Annotated in this window: 19 protein-coding genes and 1 pseudogene; all 20 read left to right on the top strand. The window is 67.8% G+C overall.

The features are described 5' to 3' along the window. Positions 1-30 precede the first annotated feature (30 nt). The gene (locus HY726_10455; GenBank protein MBI4609420.1) at positions 31-1,200 is read left to right on the top strand and encodes a pyridoxal phosphate-dependent aminotransferase; all 1,170 of its coding nucleotides are present in this window, start codon (positions 31-33) and stop codon (positions 1,198-1,200) included. A 13-nt stretch (positions 1,201-1,213) separates the two neighbouring features. Next, positions 1,214-1,726 (top strand): hypothetical protein, encoded by a 513-nt coding sequence (locus HY726_10450; protein ID MBI4609419.1) that lies wholly within the window; start codon positions 1,214-1,216, stop codon positions 1,724-1,726. A 29-nt stretch (positions 1,727-1,755) separates the two neighbouring features. Continuing rightward, a complete protein-coding gene (locus HY726_10445) occupies positions 1,756-2,625 on the top strand; it encodes a sulfurtransferase (protein ID MBI4609418.1) in 870 nt (289 codons plus the stop codon). Between the two features lie 59 nt (positions 2,626-2,684). Then, positions 2,685-3,110: a hypothetical protein gene (locus HY726_10440; protein MBI4609417.1), complete on the top strand. Its 426-nt coding sequence runs from the start codon at positions 2,685-2,687 to the stop codon at positions 3,108-3,110. A gap of 36 nt (positions 3,111-3,146) precedes the next feature. Beyond that, the gene (locus HY726_10435) at positions 3,147-3,344 is read left to right on the top strand and encodes a thioredoxin family protein (GenBank protein MBI4609416.1); all 198 of its coding nucleotides are present in this window, start codon (positions 3,147-3,149) and stop codon (positions 3,342-3,344) included. A 139-nt stretch (positions 3,345-3,483) separates the two neighbouring features. Further along, positions 3,484-3,699, top strand: a complete 216-nt coding sequence (locus HY726_10430; GenBank protein MBI4609415.1) for a redoxin domain-containing protein — start codon at positions 3,484-3,486, stop codon at positions 3,697-3,699. A 6-nt stretch (positions 3,700-3,705) separates the two neighbouring features. After that, positions 3,706-4,029, top strand: a pseudogene (locus HY726_10425) (redoxin domain-containing protein). Further along, entirely contained in the window at positions 4,026-4,439 is a 414-nt protein-coding gene (locus HY726_10420; protein ID MBI4609414.1) for a gamma-glutamylcyclotransferase, read from the top strand. The pseudogene HY726_10425 and the gene HY726_10420 overlap by 4 nt, the downstream one beginning before the upstream one ends. Before the next feature lie 31 nt (positions 4,440-4,470). Further along, the gene (locus HY726_10415; protein ID MBI4609413.1) at positions 4,471-5,829 is read left to right on the top strand and encodes an aspartate aminotransferase family protein; all 1,359 of its coding nucleotides are present in this window, start codon (positions 4,471-4,473) and stop codon (positions 5,827-5,829) included. 67 nt (positions 5,830-5,896) lie between these two features. After that, a complete protein-coding gene (amrS, locus tag HY726_10410) occupies positions 5,897-6,958 on the top strand; it encodes an AmmeMemoRadiSam system radical SAM enzyme (protein MBI4609412.1) in 1,062 nt (353 codons plus the stop codon). A 72-nt stretch (positions 6,959-7,030) separates the two neighbouring features. Then, entirely contained in the window at positions 7,031-8,245 is a 1,215-nt protein-coding gene (locus HY726_10405; GenBank protein MBI4609411.1) for a radical SAM protein, read from the top strand. Positions 8,246-8,315: 70 nt separating this feature from the next. Next, complete coding sequence (locus HY726_10400) at positions 8,316-8,555, top strand: hypothetical protein (GenBank protein ID MBI4609410.1); 240 nt, start codon at positions 8,316-8,318, stop codon at positions 8,553-8,555. A gap of 6 nt (positions 8,556-8,561) precedes the next feature. After that, the gene (locus HY726_10395) at positions 8,562-8,900 is read left to right on the top strand and encodes a type II toxin-antitoxin system PemK/MazF family toxin (protein ID MBI4609409.1); all 339 of its coding nucleotides are present in this window, start codon (positions 8,562-8,564) and stop codon (positions 8,898-8,900) included. Between the two features lie 22 nt (positions 8,901-8,922). Further along, positions 8,923-9,492 (top strand): putative glycolipid-binding domain-containing protein, encoded by a 570-nt coding sequence (locus tag HY726_10390; GenBank protein ID MBI4609408.1) that lies wholly within the window; start codon positions 8,923-8,925, stop codon positions 9,490-9,492. Then, the gene (gene yfbR / locus HY726_10385) at positions 9,489-10,082 is read left to right on the top strand and encodes a 5'-deoxynucleotidase (GenBank protein ID MBI4609407.1); all 594 of its coding nucleotides are present in this window, start codon (positions 9,489-9,491) and stop codon (positions 10,080-10,082) included. The genes HY726_10390 and yfbR overlap by 4 nt, the downstream gene beginning before the upstream one ends. A 30-nt stretch (positions 10,083-10,112) precedes the next feature. Beyond that, entirely contained in the window at positions 10,113-10,469 is a 357-nt protein-coding gene (maoP, locus tag HY726_10380) for a DUF413 domain-containing protein (protein MBI4609406.1), read from the top strand. A 190-nt stretch (positions 10,470-10,659) separates the two neighbouring features. Further along, the gene (locus tag HY726_10375; protein ID MBI4609405.1) at positions 10,660-11,292 is read left to right on the top strand and encodes a recombinase A; all 633 of its coding nucleotides are present in this window, start codon (positions 10,660-10,662) and stop codon (positions 11,290-11,292) included. Further along, positions 11,270-12,757: a DNA polymerase Y family protein gene (locus HY726_10370; GenBank protein MBI4609404.1), complete on the top strand. Its 1,488-nt coding sequence runs from the start codon at positions 11,270-11,272 to the stop codon at positions 12,755-12,757. Before HY726_10375 ends, HY726_10370 begins: the two co-directional genes overlap by 23 nt. A gap of 192 nt (positions 12,758-12,949) precedes the next feature. Continuing rightward, positions 12,950-16,045 carry an error-prone DNA polymerase gene (locus tag HY726_10365; protein MBI4609403.1) on the top strand — a complete coding sequence of 1,032 codons (3,096 nt, stop codon included), beginning with the start codon at positions 12,950-12,952 and terminating at the stop codon, positions 16,043-16,045. A 62-nt stretch (positions 16,046-16,107) separates the two neighbouring features. Further along, the coding region (locus HY726_10360) for an integron integrase (protein MBI4609402.1) at positions 16,108-16,835 on the top strand (728 nt) is incomplete at its 3' end.

The raw sequence follows: 16,835 nt of genomic DNA, 5'->3' as shown, positions 1-16,835 counted from the left end.
TAATGGGGACCTCTCACGGAGGGGACCACTATGAACGTTGCCGAGCGGATGGCGCGCCTTGGGACCGAGTCGGCGTTCGAGGTGTTGGCGAAGGCCAAGCAGCTCGAGCGCCAGGGCAAGGAGATCATCCACCTGGAGATCGGCGAGCCCGACTTCGACACGCCCGCCCACATCAAGGCGGCGGCCAAGGAGGCGCTCGACGCGGGCGCCACGCACTACGGCCCCTCCGCCGGGCTTCCGGAGCTGCGCGAGGCAATCGCCAAGCACATCGGCCAGACCCGCGGGATCCCGGTTTCGGCGGACGAAATCGTGGTGACCCCGGGAGCCAAGCCCATCATGTTCTTCACGATCCTGGCGCTCGTGAACCGGGGCGACGAGGTCGTCTACCCGAATCCGGGCTTCCCCATCTACGAGTCGGTGATCAACTTCGTCGGCGGCGTTCCGGTGCCGATTCCGCTCCGCGAGGAGTCGGGCTTCGGCTTCGATCTGGAGCTCTTCGAGCAGAAGGTCTCGAAGAAGACGAAGCTCATCATCATCAACTCGCCCCAGAACCCGACGGGCGGCGTCCTCGAGCGCCGGCAGATCGAGCGGATCGCCGAGATCGCCCGGACGCATCGGATCCCGGTGCTGGCCGACGAGATCTACCGGCAGTTCCTGTACGAGGGCGAGTTCGTCTCGATCGCGGGGCTGCCCGGGATGAAGGAGCTGACGATCATCCTGGACGGCTTCTCGAAGTCCTACGCCATGACCGGCTGGCGCCTGGGCTACGGCGTGATGCCGCCGCCGCTCGCCGAGCACCTGACCCGCCTGATGGTGAACTCGGCCTCGTGCACGGCGACCTTCGTCCAGCTCGCCGGAATCGCGGCGCTCCAGGGCGATCAGACCCCCGTGGCGCGCATGGTGGCCGAGTTCAAGCGCCGTCGCGACCTCGTGGTGGAGGGGCTCAACAAGCTGCCCGGCGTCTCCTGCCAGCGCCCCCGCGGCGCGTTTTATGTCTTCCCGAACGTGAGGCAGCTCAAGCGGCCGTCCAAGGAGATCGCGACGCGGCTCCTGGAGGAGGCCGGCGTCGCCCTCCTCTGGGGGACCGCCTTCGGCGAGTACGGCGAGGGCTACCTGCGCATCTCGTACGCGACGTCGGAAGAGAATCTCAGAAAGGGGCTCGACCGCATGCGCCCCGTCTTTGAGCGCCTCGCCCCCTGATCATCTTCGCCGCATGGCGACCGCGCCCGCGCCGGTGCCGATACCCGATCCTCGGGCCCTCGACCGCGCTGCCGAGCTCATCACGGCGGCCTCCCGGCCCGTCGTGCTTGCCGGGCTTCAATGCGACGCGGAGCACGCCGAGTGGCTTCGCGCCTTCGCAGAGGCCCTGCCGGCGCCTGTCCTGATCACCGAAAAGGCCCATCACCTCCTCCCCGAGGCTCATCCCCTGGCCCTCGGCAGCTTCACGGGTGACGAGCAGGACGAGACGCTCCTGGGCCTGGCGGACTTGATCGTGGCCTTTGGTGTGGCTCCAGAGGAGGTGGACGCACACCGCTGGCGGCACTCGGCTCTGGTCGTTCACCTTTCGAGAACGCGGCACACCGGGCTCCCGTACACGCCGCTCGTCGAGGTCGTCGGAGACCTGGGGCTTATCCTGGAGGAGCTGGCGCCGCGGCTCAGGGGGAAAACCAGGGCTGATTGGGACGTGGTCCAGATCGACCGCCTCAAGAAGGCGAAGCGAGGGTAGGAGAGATGCACTTCAAGCGCGCGAGCGCGATGCCTCGATTGGTTTTGCTCCTCGTCGGGCTGAGCCTCGTGCTCCCCGCGCCGGCGCGCGCCGACGAGCACCCGCTTCTGGTAGAACCCGGATGGCTCCACGCCCGCCTCGAGGAGCAGGCGCTCAGGATCGTGGACATGGCGAGCGATCCCAGGACCTATCGCGCGGGTCACATCCGCGGGGCCGTGTACCTGGGTCTCCGGGAGCTGATGCCTCCGGCGCCGCCCGCCGGCTCCCGGGCGCTCGATGCCGAGGAGGCTTCCCAGCTCTTGGGCAGGCTCGGAATCGGCGAGGGGACCCATGTCGTGATCTACGATGACGCAGGGGGCCTCCACGCCTCCCGCTTCTTCTTCACCCTGGAGCTGTTCGGGCACAGGAAGGCCTCCATCCTCAACGGCGGGCTGGCGGCGTGGCGCCGGGGCGACTTCGCTCTCGTGACGGAGCTCCCCCAGGTGACTCCGACCGCCTACCGCGCGACGCTCAAGCCCGAGCGCCTGGCGGGCGCGGAGTGGATCCTGGCCCGGCTCAAGGATCCGGCCGTCGTCCTGGTGGACGCGCGATCGCCGGAGGAATATCGGGGAGTCCAGGTCCTGGCCAAGCGGGGCGGCCACATCCCGGGCGCCGTCAACATCGAGTGGCGCCGGCACCTGAGGCGGGACGGCACCTTCAGGCCGGTCGAGGAGCTCCGTGCCCTCTACACGGGCCAGGGGATCACCCCGGACAGGGCCGTCGTATCCTACTGCCAGACCTTCCACAGGTCGGCCCATACGTACTTCGTGCTTCGCCTCCTCGGCTACCCGCGCGTGGCGGGCTACGACCGCTCCTGGGCCGAGTGGGGAAATCGCGACGACCTGCCAGTCGCGCGGTAGTCGGCGGTCGGGAAGCACGGTATAATGGCATCGACCTCAACTGCTTCACGGAGGACTTCATGCCCATTCTCACCGACCGCGACACCGATGCGATCCGGAAGGAATTCACCAGGCTCGTCGGCCCCGTCACGCTCACGGTCTTCTCTCAGGAGCTTGGGTCGGAGAGCTGCCTGCACACCGAACTGCTCGTCAAGGAAGTCGCCGAGTGCTCGGACAAGCTCAGCGTCAACCTCCTGAACCTGGTGCTGGACCGCCAGCGGGCGGAGGCCTACGGTGTTGACCGGGTCCCCGCGATCGTCGTGGAGGGGGCGCGCGATTACGGGATCCGCTTCTTCGGCCTGCCGTCGGGGTATGAGTTCACCAACCTGATCGACGCGATCGTCGTGGCCTCCACGGGCGAGCCTGCCCTCGCCGCGGAGACGAAAACCGTCCTGGCCGGGCTCGACAAGCCGGTCCACATCCGGGTCTTCACCACACCGACCTGACCGTACTGCCCCCGGGCCGTGCGCCTGGCCCAGCACATGGCGGTGGCGTCGACCCAGGTCCGGGCCGACTGCATCGAGGCCACCGAGTTTCCCGACCTCTCGCGCCAGTACGCGGTGATGGCCGTGCCGAAGATCGTGATCAACGACCGCGTCCAGTTCGAGGGGGCGCTCCCCGAGCGCCAGTTCCTCGACGCGGTGCTCCGGGCTGTCAACGGAGGGGGGACGCCCGCATGACCTGGACCGATTTCCTGATCGTCGGCGGTGTCATCGTAGGGGTGCTGGCGCTGAGGCACTGGGTGTTGCCGCGCTTCGGCGTTCCCACCTGAGGGAGCAAAGCCACCTGCTCCCGTGAGGAGCCCAAAGACCCACAGCCATGAAGCGCCTCGCAGTGACGCTGTTCGCTCTGGCGTTGCTCGGGACCGCGCTTGCGGCGGCTGCGGCGCCTGACAAGCCTCTCGCCGTCGGTAGCCAGGCTCCGGACTTCACCCTGACGGACCAGCAGGGCAAGTCCTTCCGCCTGTCCGAGGTCCTCGCGAAGCGCCAGTACGTTGTCCTGGCTTTCTACGTTCTCGCCTTCACTCCGGGGTGACAGGCCGAGTTCTCCTGGTTTCGGGATGAAAAGGCGAAATTCGACAGCGAGGACGCGGAGATCGTCGGGATCTCGGTGGATGCGCCCGGGCGCAACAAGTCCTGGGCCGAGAGCCTGAAGCTCCCGTTCAGGCTCCTGAGCGACCTCGATCCCAAGGGGAAGGTCGGGCGTCTCTACGGCGTCTGGGATGACCTCTGGGGGCTCGAGCGGCGGGCCACGTTTCTCGTGGACAGGCAGGGGATCGTCAGGCACGTCGACGTGGGTGGCCTGGCCCTGGACGGGAAAGGAGTGCTGGCGGCGATCGCCCGGCACCGTCGGGCGAGCCGGTGAGCACTGGCTCCGACCTCCTCTTCGCGTACGGCACCCTCATGCGGGGCTTCAGGCTCCACCATCTGATCGCCGAACAGGCCGAGCTCGTGGGGGAGGGGACGGTGAACGGACGACTCCTGGACCTGGGGTCCTATCCGGGCGCGGTTCGCGAGGAGCCCGGCGCCATCCATGGCGAGGTCTATCGCTTGAGTGCGCCCGCGCTGCTCGCGATCCTGGACCGGGAGGAAGGTTATCGCCCCGACGCGCCCGGCCAGGACCTGTATCTTCGCCATCTCACCGCGGTGCGCCTGTCCGACGGGCGCGAGGTGACGGCGTGGATCTACTGGTATCACGGGCCGCGCGGCCGCGCGGTGCCCATCCCCGGCGGCGACTATCGGCAGCACGTTCCCGCTCGAGCCCTTCGTCGGTAGCCAACCCGTTGCACGCACAAGGAGGCGGCGCATGGCCACGTTGAGCCCAGCGGATCTCGTGAAGCACGACCAGGACCATCAGATCCACTCACTCCATCACCCGCTGGAGCACGCCGAGCCCATGATCATCGTGCGCGGGCGCGGCGCCGTGATCACGGACGTCCAGGGACGGGAGTACATCGACGGTCTCTCGGGCCTCTGGAACGTCAGCGTCGGGCATGGGAGGGAAGAGCTCGCCGAAGCCGCGGCGTCCCAGATGAGGGAGCTGGCGTACTACTCCAACTACGTGGGCTTCTCCAACATCCCGGCGATCACGCTGGCCGACCGGCTGATCGGGCTCGCCTACAAGAACATGCAGGCCGTGTTCTTCACCTGCGGCGGCGCCGAGTCCAACGAGGCGGCCTTCAAGACGGCGCGCTTCTACTGGAAGGCCAAGGGGAAGCCCGACAAGGTGAAGATCATCGCCCGGCGCGACGCCTACCACGGCGTAACGCTCCAGGCCATGAGCGCTACCGGCATGCCCCCCTACTGGAAGATGTTCGAGCCGCGTGTCCCGGGCTTCCTCCACATCCAGTCGCCCTACGCCTACCGCTTCCAGGGCGCCAAGCCCGGCGAGACGGTGGGGCAGGCGGCCGCGCGTGAGCTCGAGGAGGCGATCCTCCGTGAAGGGCCCGATACGGTCGCAGCCTTCATCGCCGAGCCGATCATCGGCGGCGGCGGCGTGATCGTCCCTCCCGACGACTACTTCCCGCGCATCCGCGAGGTCTGCACGCGCCACCAGGTCCTCTTCATCGCCGACGAGGTGATCACCGGCTTCTGCCGGACCGGTCAGTGGTTCGCGCTGACCCACTGGCGCGTGGAGCCCGACATCATGTCCTTCGCCAAAGGGGTCACCTCGGGCTACCTGCCCCTCGGCGGGATCATGGTGTCGCGCGAGATCAAGGAGGCCATCGACTCGGTCCCGCTGGACAGCCGTTGGATGCACGCCCACACGTACTCGGGCCACCCGACCTGCTGCGCCGTGGGGTTGAAGAACCTGGAGATCATGGAGCGCGAGCGCCTCTGGGAGAACGCGGCGCGCATGGGGACGCGCCTTCACCACGGCCTCGGGCAGGCCTTTGGCGATCACCCGCACGTGGGCGACATCCGGGGCGGGAAGGGGCTCCTGGCGGCCATCGAGCTGGTTGCCGACCGCGGGACGAAGGCCGCGTTTCCGGCGGACAAGAAAGCCGGGGAGCGGGTCCGCGCCGAGATGACGAAGCGAGGCGTGCTTACGCGGACCCGTGTCGACTCGGTCTTCTTCGCCCCGCCGCTCGTCATCAACGAGGCTCAGGTGGACCGCCTGATTGCCGTGACGCGCGACGCTGTGACGGCTGTCCTCGGCGTCTAGGGCAAGCGGTTTCGGCGTTTTCGCCAGTTTTTTTCGCTTCACCTTTCGAGGTACACTAAGGGCAAGCATGGCGGAAACGGTCAGCCTGGAACAGGTCCTCTCCCGCCTCGCCCGGGAGGGCGAGCTCTACGAGCGGCTCCCGGAGGGCCGCGTCCGCTGCTACGCCTGCGGCCATCGGTGCCTGATCCCGCCGGGCCAGAAGGGCATCTGCAAGGTCCGCTGGAACGAGGACGGCCGCTTGATGGTCCCTACCGGTTACGTCGCCGCGCTCCAGCTCGACCCCGTCGAGAAGAAGCCCTTCTTCCACGCCTACCCCGGCTCGCGCGCGCTGTCGTTCGGCATGCTCGGATGCGATTACCATTGTGGTTATTGTCAGAACTTTTTGACCTCCCAAGCCTTGCGCGATCCGATAGCGGGTGTTCCCCCTCAGGAGATCACTCCCACGCAGATCGTTGACCTGGCCTTCCGCCACCGGGCTCGCATTCTCACCACCACCTACAACGAGCCCTTGATCACCAGCGAGTGGGCGATCGAGGTCTTCAAGGAAGGGAAGGCGCACGGGCTCACGTGCTCCTATGTCTCGAACGGCAACGCCACGCCCGAGGTGCTGGACTACATCCGGCCGTGGGTGGACCTCTACAAGGTGGACCTCAAGGGCTTCGACGACAAGGACTACCGGAAGCTGGGGGGGGTCCTCAAGGTCGTGCTCGACGCGATCCGCCTCCTGCACCAGAAAGGCTTCTGGCTCGAGATCGTGACGCTCGTGGTCCCGGGCTTCAACGACTCCGACGAGGAGCTGCGGGACATCGCGAAGTTCCTGGTCTCGGTCTCCCCCGACATCCCCTGGCACGTCACCGCGTTTCACCAGGACTACAAGATGACCGACCGGGCCAACACGACGGCGAAGGCCCTGATCCGCGCGGCGGAGATCGGCGTTGCCGAAGGGCTCCGCTATGTCTATGCGGGGAACATTCCCGGGCGGGTCGGGCCCTTCGAGAACACCTACTGTCCGTCCTGCAAGACCGTCCTCATCGAGCGCGTCGGCTACACGATCCTGAAGGACCTCCTCACCCCGACCCGGGGGCTGTGCCCGTCCTGCGAGACGCGGATCCCCGGGGTTTGGGGCTAGCCCGCCCCCTCTTTTTTCGCTTGACAAGTACTCATCACATGTATAGTATCAGACTCCCCAGAGAGGCGATCCGTGGATCTGCAGGTCAGGCTCGCGATTCTGGCCGAGGCCGCCACCGGCGACAGGGAGCACGGGCTCCCCAAGGGCCTGGGCAGCGGGAACTCGGTGGGGGTCAGGAAGGTCCGCCTTCCGGGCGGGGGCTCCACGAACATCATGCGCGTCATGCAGACCAACGCGTGCTCCCTCTCCTGCGGCTACTGCCCCACCTTCTGCGGGGGCAAGGTCAAGCGCACCGCGCTCGCGCCCGAGGAGGTGGCCGCCACCTTCATGGAGGCCCATCGCAAAGGCTGGGCCCAGGGCCTCTTCCTCACCTCGGGAGTGCCCGGCAAGCCGGTGCGCCCGATGGATCGGATGCTCGCGGCCGTCGAGATCCTGCGCAAGAAGGAAGGCTTCGGGGGCTACGTCCACATCAAGCTCCTCCCCGGCGCCGAGCCGGCTCAGGTCGAGCAGGCCGCGCGGCTCACGAACCGCATCTCGATAAATCTGGAAGCGCCGGGTGACACCTACATCAGGAGGCTCGCCAGGGAGAAGGATTTCAGCGGCGACCTCCTCCCCAAGCTCGAGCTGGCCGGTCGCCTCCTTCGCCATGCGCGTCAGGAGTGGCGACCTGGAGACGTGAGGCCCGCGGGGACGACGACCCAGTTCGTCGTCGGTCCGTCCGGGGAGCAGGACCGGGAAATCCTCGGCCTCGTGGCCCGGCTCGAACGGGAGCAGCTCCTCCACCATGCCCACTTCAGCGCCTTCCAGCCCGTGGTGGGGACGCCGATGGAAGGCGAGCGGGCGACGCCAGGCATGCGCGAGCTTCGCCTCTACCAGGCCGAGCACCTGCTCCGCCAGTACGGCTTTCGCTTCGAGGAGCTGGTCTTCGACGCCGACGGCAACCTCCCCCTGGACCACGATCCCAAGACCGCGTGGGCGCTCCGCCAGGCCGAGGTCTTTCCGCTGGACGTCATGACAGCGCCCTACGAGCTCCTCCTCCGGGTGCCCGGCGTCGGGCCGAAGGCGGCGCTCACGCTGGCCCAGGAGCGGCGGCGGAGCGTGATCCGCTGGCTCGGGGACCTCAAGTGCATCGGCGTGGACACGGCCCGCGCGGGCTACTTCCTCGCGCTCCGGGGGCGGCGGCTCGCTCGCGCGCTCCCGGCCCACCAGCTCCGTCTCTTCCCCCACGGCCAGCACCTCCCCCAGGCCGCGTGGAAGACCGAGGTCCCCCCGTGCGCGTACCGGTGAGGCCGATCGGGTTGGCGAGCGCTCGAGTCTCGGTATATCCTTTTGGTAATACCTTTACCGGAGGTGCGGCATGTCGAGGATCCTCTCCCTGAAGCTGCAGGAGAGCGTGCTGCGGGAGTCCGAAGAGATCCTACGTCGGCGGAAGACGTCCCGGAACGCCTACTTCAATGAGGCCATCCACTTTTACAACAAGCTCTGGAAGCGGAAGCTCCTCAAGGAGACGCTCGCCGAAGAGTCCGCGCTGGTGGCGGGGGATTCCTTAGCGGTGCTAGAGGCCTTCGAGAAGCTCTCGGACGAGCTCGATCAATAGTGTGCCATGGAGATCAGGAAGTGGCATGCGTATATCGCGGATCTGAATCCCCGGCGAGGGACTGAGCCGGGCAAAATTCGGCCGGTGATCGTCGTGCAGACCGACCTGCTCAACGGAGTTCATCCTTCAACGGTAGTATGCCCGGTCACCACAAACATCCAGCCCAAAGTCCGAATCCTGAGGGTGCATCTCGCAGCCGGAGAGGCGGGGCTGAAGGTGAAATCCGACATCATGGTGGATCAAGTTCGTGCGATCGACAATCGGCGGTTCATCGAGAAGCTGGGGAAAATTGCCCGTGCGAGTCAGGCGCGGCTCGCGGAGAACCTGAAGATCCTTTTGACGTAAACCCGCGAGGGAGTGAGTCCGGATGAAACGAGACGTCATGTGGGCGCGGGAGAGCGGGCCGGGGCTCGAGCACCTGCGCCTGGTGCAGGACAGCGCGGGGATTGCGGCGGACGGCGTGATTCTCGGCGTGGAGGATGACGTTCCGTTCCGCGCCCGGTACGAGATCCGTTGCGACGCGCGGTGGAGAGTTCGGGAGGTGAGTCTGGGTCTTTTGGGCGGTCGTGGTCAGGGACTCACGCTCCGTGCGGACGGCGAAGGCCGCTGGCGCGCAGAGTCGGGCGATGCCGTTCCGCAGCTCGACGGTTGCATTGACGTGGATATCTCCGTGACGCCGTTCACCAACACCCTGCCGATCCGGCGGCTGGCGCTGAGACCCGGCGAGGCCGCTGAGATCACGGTGGCCTATCTGAGCGTTCCCGAGCTGGAGTTGAAGCCGGCGAAGCAACGGTACACGTGTCTGCACCTGGACCGGGATGGAGGAGTGTACCGGTACGAGGGTCTGCTGAGCGGGTTTACCGCCGAGCTCCAGGTCGATGCCGACGGGCTGGTCGTGGAGTACCCTGGCATATTCCGAAGGGTGTGGCCTCAATGACGAGCGTCGCCATCAGCCATTTCTTCGCCTATCTTTCCCGAATGAAGTTCATCCGGCGCTGGGGTCTGATGCACAACACCTACGCCGAGAACATCCAGGAGCATAGCTTGCGTGTGGCGATGATCGCTCACGCGCTGGCAATTATCCGCAATCGGCGATTTGCGGGGAGCGCGAACCCGGAAAGAACGGCCCTGCTGGCCCTCTATCACGATGCCGGTGAGGTACTCACCGGCGACCTCCCGGCTCCCGTCAAGCACTTCAACCCCGAGATCCGGGCTGCATACAACGAGATCGAGGGGGCGGCGAAACGGAAACTTTTCAACATGCTTCCTGAGGAGCTGAAGGAGGACTACGCACCGTTCTTTGTTTCCGCGGAGGCCGACCGGACTCATCGAGGTCTGGTCAGGGCAGCGGACAAGCTCTGCGCGTACATCAAGTGCCTGGAGGAGATTGCGGCGGGCAATCAGGAGTTCGCGAAGGCCGAGAAGGCTCTCGGGAAGCAGGTCGAGGAGCTCGATCTGCCGGAAGTGCGGTACTTCGTGGAGAAATTCGTTCCCGGCTTCAGGCTGACGCTTGACGAGCTGGGCTGAACGCCCCGGCCTCAGACAGCGGAGATGAACATGGCGACTTCTCCATACGAGCTGACCGAGGAAGAGACGGAGCTTCTGCAGAAGCACTTGGAGTTCTACCAGTCGCTGGAAAGTGGTCGGCGAACCCCGAAGACCGAGGCCCAGAAACACTTCGTCGCAGTCTGCCAGGGTCGGGCACGAGCGGAAACGCCTCACGAGATGGCCTATGCGAAGTACATGAGACTGCGTGCGGCCGAGAGGCGGCGTGAATTGAGCGCGCATGACGACCGGGGCATTCCCGAGTACGAGGAAGGATATCCTCGGCCCGGCTGGTTTACTGACGAGGATTGGAAAAAGCTGAAGTCTCGCGACTACGCTGAGCTTCAGCTCCGAAACCGCGACTGGTGAGCGATCGCAGAGGGGATAGCGACGACGGCTCGGAGGAGAGCAACTCGGGTCGCCACGACAGATTCGCAACCTGCCGGAGCGTTGCGGCCGTAGTCCGGACGAGCTTCGGTATTCCGCGAGGTCCAAGCCCGACCGCAGATATCAGGTAGTCGCCGAGCGGTATCCCTAACGTTGAGGGAGCACACCCTGTATGTCTCATTCGGTGGTCCAGTTTCAGAATCCCATCTCCGCATCACGCTTCGAGCGGGTGGCGATCGAGCCCTTAACGTCGCGGTGGCGCATCGCCGAGATCGCAGGGCGGCTGGTCGAGGTCTCCGGGCTCGAGGCTACGGCCGCGCTCACGCTGGCCTTCGCGCTGGTGCTGGAGGCGCAGCGACTGGGTGAGCCGGTCGCCTGGATCACGCCGGTGGAGAGCAGCTTCTACCCGCCCGATGCGGCCGAAGGTGGCGTGGATCTCGACGCCCTGGTGGTGATTCGCATCCCCGAGGCTCGGGTGATGGCCCGGGTGGCGGACCGGCTGGCGCGCTCGGGGGGTTTCGGCCTGATCGTCCTCGACCTCGGCGCGCAGGTCGAGGTTCCGACACCGCTCCAGGCGCGTCTGGCGGGGCTTGCGCAGAAGCACCACGCCATCGTGCTCTGCCTGAAGGAGAAGGCGAGCACGGCCCCGTCGCTGGGATCGCTCGTCTCCCTCCGCGTCCACGCGCAGAGGCGGAGAGCCCCCGAGGGCGGATTCGCGTGCGAGCTCGCCGTCCTCAAGGACAAACGCCGGGGCCCGACCTGGGCCCATGCGGAGGCCTGCCGTGGACCGGCTGGCGTGCGTTAGCTTCCCGGCGTTTCCGCTCCAGCTCCTGCTGCGGCGCCAGCCCGAGTGGGCGGCTCATCCCGCCGCCGTCCTCGCCGAGGACAAACCGCAGGGGCCCATCCTCTGGGTGAACGAGAGGGCGCGGCGGGCCGGAGTGCTGTCCGGCCTCCGCTATGCCGCGGGCCTTTCCCTCGCGCCGGACCTCCGTGCCGGCGTGGTCCCGCCCGTGGAGATCGAGAGAGAAGTCGCCGCGCTCACCGAGAGGCTCAGGGGCTTCACCCCCGCGGTCGAGCCGTCGGAGGACGAGCCGGGAGTCTTCTGGCTCGACGCGTCCGGGCTGGATCGCCTCTACCCCTCCTTGGGCGCGTGGGCGCGTTCGATCCACGCCGATCTCACAGGCGCAGGCTTCCACGCCACCGTGGTCGTGGGTTTCACCCGCTTCGGGACCTGTGCGGTAGCCAAGGCGCTGGAGGGGACGGTGGTGTTCAACGATCTCGCCCAGGAGCGCGCCGCGGCGCGCGGGGTCCCGCTCGACCGGCTGGAGCTCGATCCCGACTTCCGCGACACGCTCGCCAAGCTGGGAGTGAAGACGGTCGGCGCGCTGCTCTCGCTTCCGGCGGGAGGGCTGCTGGAGCGCTTCGGCCCCGAGGCCTACCGCGTGCACCGCCTGGCCGCGGGCGAGCTCTGGGCGCCGCTCCAGCCTCTGCCGGCGGAGGAACCGATCCGGCAGACGCTCGCGCTCGACGATCCCGAGGCCGACCTCGCGCGCCTCATCTTCCTGACCAAACGGCTCCTGCACCCGCTCTTGGCGACGCTCGTCGTCAGGGGAGAGGCCCTCGCCGAGCTGGCCCTCCGTCTCGCGCTCGACGAGACGGGCTGGCGCGAGGAGCAGATCCGCCCGGCGGCTCCCACGCTGGAGGTGGTGCAGCTGCTCGACCTCGTCCGTCTGCGGCTGGAGACCGTCGGGCTTTCCGCCGGCGTGGTCGGGATCGAGCTGACGGCGCGAGGGGTTCCGGCGAGCCGCGAACAGCTCAGGTTCTTCGCCGAGCAGCCCCGGCGCGACCTCGACGCCGCCAACCGGGCTCTCGCCCGGCTCCGCGCTGAGTTCGGAGACGAGGCAGTCGTCCGGGCGCGCTTGACCGACGGCCATTTCCCCGAGGCGGGCTTCGTCTGGGAGCCCGTCGTGGAGATCGCGCTCCCGCGCCCCCGGAGCGTGCCCCCGAGAACCCTGGTGAGGCGGATCCTCGTGACGCCGATCCCGCTCCCGGCGCGGCCCCGCGAGCTTCGGAGCGAGGGGTGGCTTGTGCGCGGGCGGGAGGACGGGCTGGTCACCCGGCTCCACGGGCCGTACGTCATTTCCGGCGGCTGGTGGCAGCGAGAAGCACACCGCGAGTACTACTTCGCCGAGACCCGGCGCGGCGACCTCCTCTGGATCTACTACGACCGCCCCCGCCGGAAGTGGTTCCTCCACGGCATGGTTGAGTAGGACTCAGACCGGCTAGCCCGAGCGGGTGGCACGGCGAGCGGGGCGCCCCACCGGAGGGGCCGGGGGTCCCTACACCGGGCGCACCCACGCCTTCGGCGCGGGTACCCGGGCCCCGACGGTGGGCACCCACGGCGGAGGCCGTGGGTGCCCGGCCGGGACAGGACCTGCTCGGGCGCGGAGGTTAGGCCCCGCATGCAGTCATACGTCCCGCTCTGGTGCAAGAGCAACTTCTCCTTCCTCGAAGGGGCGAGCCACCCCGACGAGCTGGTGGAGGAAGCCCACCGCCTAGGGCTCCAGGCGCTGGCGCTGACCGACCGCGACGGCGTGTACGGCGTCGTCCGCGCCCACGTCAAGGCGCGCGAGCCCGGCCTCACGCTGATCGTGGGCGCGCAGGTCACCGTGGAGGACGGCTCCGTCATCGTCCTCCTGGCTCAGGACCGGGACGGCTACGCCAACCTCTGCCGGGTCATCACCGCCGGGCGGCTCCGCTCGCCCAAGGGCGAGTCGGCCGTGACATGGGAAGAAGTCTGCAACCACGCGGGCGGGCTCCTGGCGCTCTGGGGCGGGGACCGGAGCCTGCTCGTGCGCGAGGCGGCCACGGGGCAGATCGCCGGAAACCTGAGCGAGGCCTTCGCCGGCCGGCTCTACGCCCTGCTCGCGCGCCACCGGCGGGCCGAAGAGGCCAGGGAGGAGGCGCGGCTCCGCGAGCGGGCGAGGCACTACGGGCTTCCCCTCGTGGCGGCGACTGAGGTGCTCTACCACACGCCGGCGCGCCGGCCGCTTCAGGACGTGCTGACCGCGATCCATCACGGCGTCGCGCTCCCGGCCGCCCGGCGCCGGCTCAAGCCCAACGCCGAGCACGCCCTCCGCTCCCCGTACGCCTTCGCCGCGCTCTTCGCCGACGAGCCCTCGGCTGTGGCAAGGACCCGCGAGGTGGCCGAGCGCTGCCGGTTCTCCCTGGCCGAGCTCAGCTACCGCTACCCCTCGGAGCGGCTCCCCGACGGAACGACCTCCTCCCAGTGGCTCCGCCACCTGACCTTCGAGGGAGCGCGCCGTCGCTACGGCGGGGAGCTCCCACCCGACGTCGTCGCTCAACTCGAACAAGAGCTTATGCTGATCGACGCCCTCGACTACCCGGGCTACTTCCTGACCATGTGGGAGATCGTCGAGTTCTGCCGCGAGCGCGGGATCCTCTGCCAGGGGCGCGGCTCGGCCGCGAACTCGGCGGTCTGCTACTGCCTCGGGATCACGGCCATCGACCCGGTGAGAATGGGGCTCCTGTTCGAGCGCTTTCTCTCCCGGGAGCGCGCCGAGCCCCCCGACATCGACCTGGACATCGAGCACGAGCGGCGCGAGGAGGTCATCCAGCACGTCTACGCCAGGTACGGGCGCCCCCACGCCGCGATGGTGGCCAACGTGATCCGCTACCGCACGCGCTCGGCCGTCCGCGACGTGGGTAAGGCCCTCGGGCTTCCCGAGACCTCTCTGGTCAGGGTGGCCAGGCTCCTCGCCCTTCACGAGGACGTCCCCGCCGCCGCGCTCCAGCAGGCCGGCCTCGACCCCGAGGCCCCCGCCCACGCTCATCTCATCCGGCTGGCGAACGAGCTCCTCGACTTCCCCCGCCATCTCTCCATCCACCCAGGCGGCTTCCTCCTGGGCCACGAGCCGGTGTCGGACCTGGTTCCTATCGAGAACGCCACCATGCCCGGGCGCACCGTGATCCAGTGGGACAAGAACGACCTGGAGGACCTCGGGCTCTTCAAGGTGGACCTCCTCGGCCTGGGCGCCCTCACCCAGCTCGACCTGGCGTTCCATCTCCTGAAGCAGCACCGCGGTCTCGAGCTCTCCATGGCGACGATCCCGCCCGACGATCCGGCCACCTTCGAGATGATCAGCCGGGCCGACACGGTGGGCGTCTTCCAGATCGAGAGCCGGGCCCAGATGTCGATGCTCCCGCGCCTCCGTCCGCGCAGCTTCTACGATCTGGTCATCGAGGTGAGCATCGTGAGACCCGGGCCGATCACGGGCGACATGGTCCACCCCTACCTCCGCCGCCGGAACGGCGAGGAGCCCGTGGAGTACCCTCATCCGTGTCTCAGACCTGTGCTGGAGCGCACGCTCGGCGTGCCGCTCTTCCAGGAGCAGGTGATGCGCCTGGCGGTGGTCGCCGCCGACTACAGCCCCGGCGAGGCCGACCAGCTCAGGCGCGACATGGCCGCCTGGCGCCGGACCGGCCTCATCGAGCGCCACCGCGAGCGGCTGATCTCGCGCATGGAGGCCAAGGGGATCGCCCCGGAGTTCGCCGCACGCGTCTTCCAGCAGATCCTGGGCTTCGGCGAATACGGATTCCCGGAGAGTCATGCCTCGAGCTTCGCCCTGATCGCCTATGCGGCGGCCTGGCTCAAGCGCCACTACCCGGCGGAGTTCGCGTGCGCGCTGCTGAACGCCCAGCCCATGGGCTTCTACGCTCCCGCGACGATCGTGGAGGACGCCCGGCGCCACGGCGTCGTCGTGCGGCCGGTGGACGCGGGCGAGAGCGCCTGGGACTGTACTCTGGAGCCGTGCCCTGAGAGCGCGGGCGGCTTCGCGGTGCGCATGGGCCTGAGATACGTGATGGGGCTCGGATCAGGGGACTGGAGCCGAATCGAGGCCGCGCGCCGGGACGCCCGGCTTGCTTCGCTCGGCGATTTCGTTCGCCGCACCGGGCTCGACGAGGGCGCCCTCACCGCGCTGGCCGAGGCCGGCGCCTTCGAGGGGTTTGGCCTGGACCGGCGGGCCGCGCTCTGGGAAACGCTGGGCCTCGCCCGCTCGCGAGGGGCCGCTCTGCCGCTCGTCGCGGACGGGGCGCGTCCGGGCTTCGCGCCCCTGAGCCACTTCGAGACGATCGCCTGGGACTACCGCCGCACGCTCCACAGCCCCCGGGGCCACCCGCTGGCGCCGCTACGCAAGGATCTCAGAGCCCAGGGCTTGCCTGACGCCCGCACCGTGGCCTCCCTGCGCCACGGCCGGCGCGTCCGCTACGCCGGCCTGGTCATCTGCCGCCAGCAGCCCGGCACCGCGGGCGGCACCGTGTTCATGACGCTGGAGGACGAGACCGGCTTCGTGAACGTCGTGCTCTGGGAGCGCGTGTTCCAGCGCTACGCGCTCCTGGCGAAGACCGCCACCTTCCTCGGCGTGACAGGCACGCTCCAGGCCGAGCAGGGCGTGGTCCACCTCGTCGCCGAGCGGCTCTGGACGCCCCAGGTAGCGCTTAAGCCCGTAAGCGCCCCCAGCCACGATTTTCACTGACCGATGAAAAGGAGGTCTCCATGGATTCCAAAGTGAGAAGCCTCATGGACTACAGGCCCAACATGGCAAACCGGGATGCGCAACCTGCTGTACGCATCTCTCCGTCCCCTGCTCCCGCTGCCTCTCCTCCGTCGGGCGCACCAAAGCTCAGGCTGCTTGATCAGGTGCGCCTGGCGATTCGCTCGCGACACCTCAGCCACCACACCGAGCAGGCCTATATTGGTTGGATCAACCGGTTCATCTTTTTTCACGGCAAGCGACATCTGGGAGAGATGGGCGAGACAGAGATCGGCCGGTTTTTGTCCAGCCTGGCGTCCGATCTCCACGTAAGTCCTTCAACGCAAAACCAGGCATTGAATGCTCTACTGTTCCTTTACCGCGAGGTGCTCGAAAGGCAGATCGGCTTGATCCAGGGAGTCGTTCGCGCCAAAAGGCCAAGGCGATTACCCGTCATCCTGACTAAAGAGGAGGTCAAGCGGCTGCTGGGCTGCCTGAAGGGCACTCCATGGTTGATGGGCATGCTTCTTTATGGAGCGGGGCTGCGGCTTATGGAGTGTTGCCGCCTCCGCGTCAAGGACATCGACTTTTCTCGGAACCAGATCGTCGTCCGAGCCGGCAAGGGCGACAAGGATCGCTACACGATGCTCCCCGCGACAGTCAAAGAACCTCTTCTCCGCCACCTGCAAGCCGTCAGACGCCAGCACGAACACGATCTCCAGAGGGGCCTCGGCCTGGTGAGCCTCCCCAACGCCCTTGAGCGGAAGTATCCCAACGCGGGGAAAGAATGGGG

Source organism: Candidatus Rokuibacteriota bacterium (genome assembly GCA_016209385.1).
Classification (GTDB): domain Bacteria; phylum Methylomirabilota; class Methylomirabilia; order Rokubacteriales; family CSP1-6; genus JACQWB01.
Note: the sequence above shows the minus strand (reverse complement) of the source record. Positions and strands in the feature narration are given on the sequence as shown.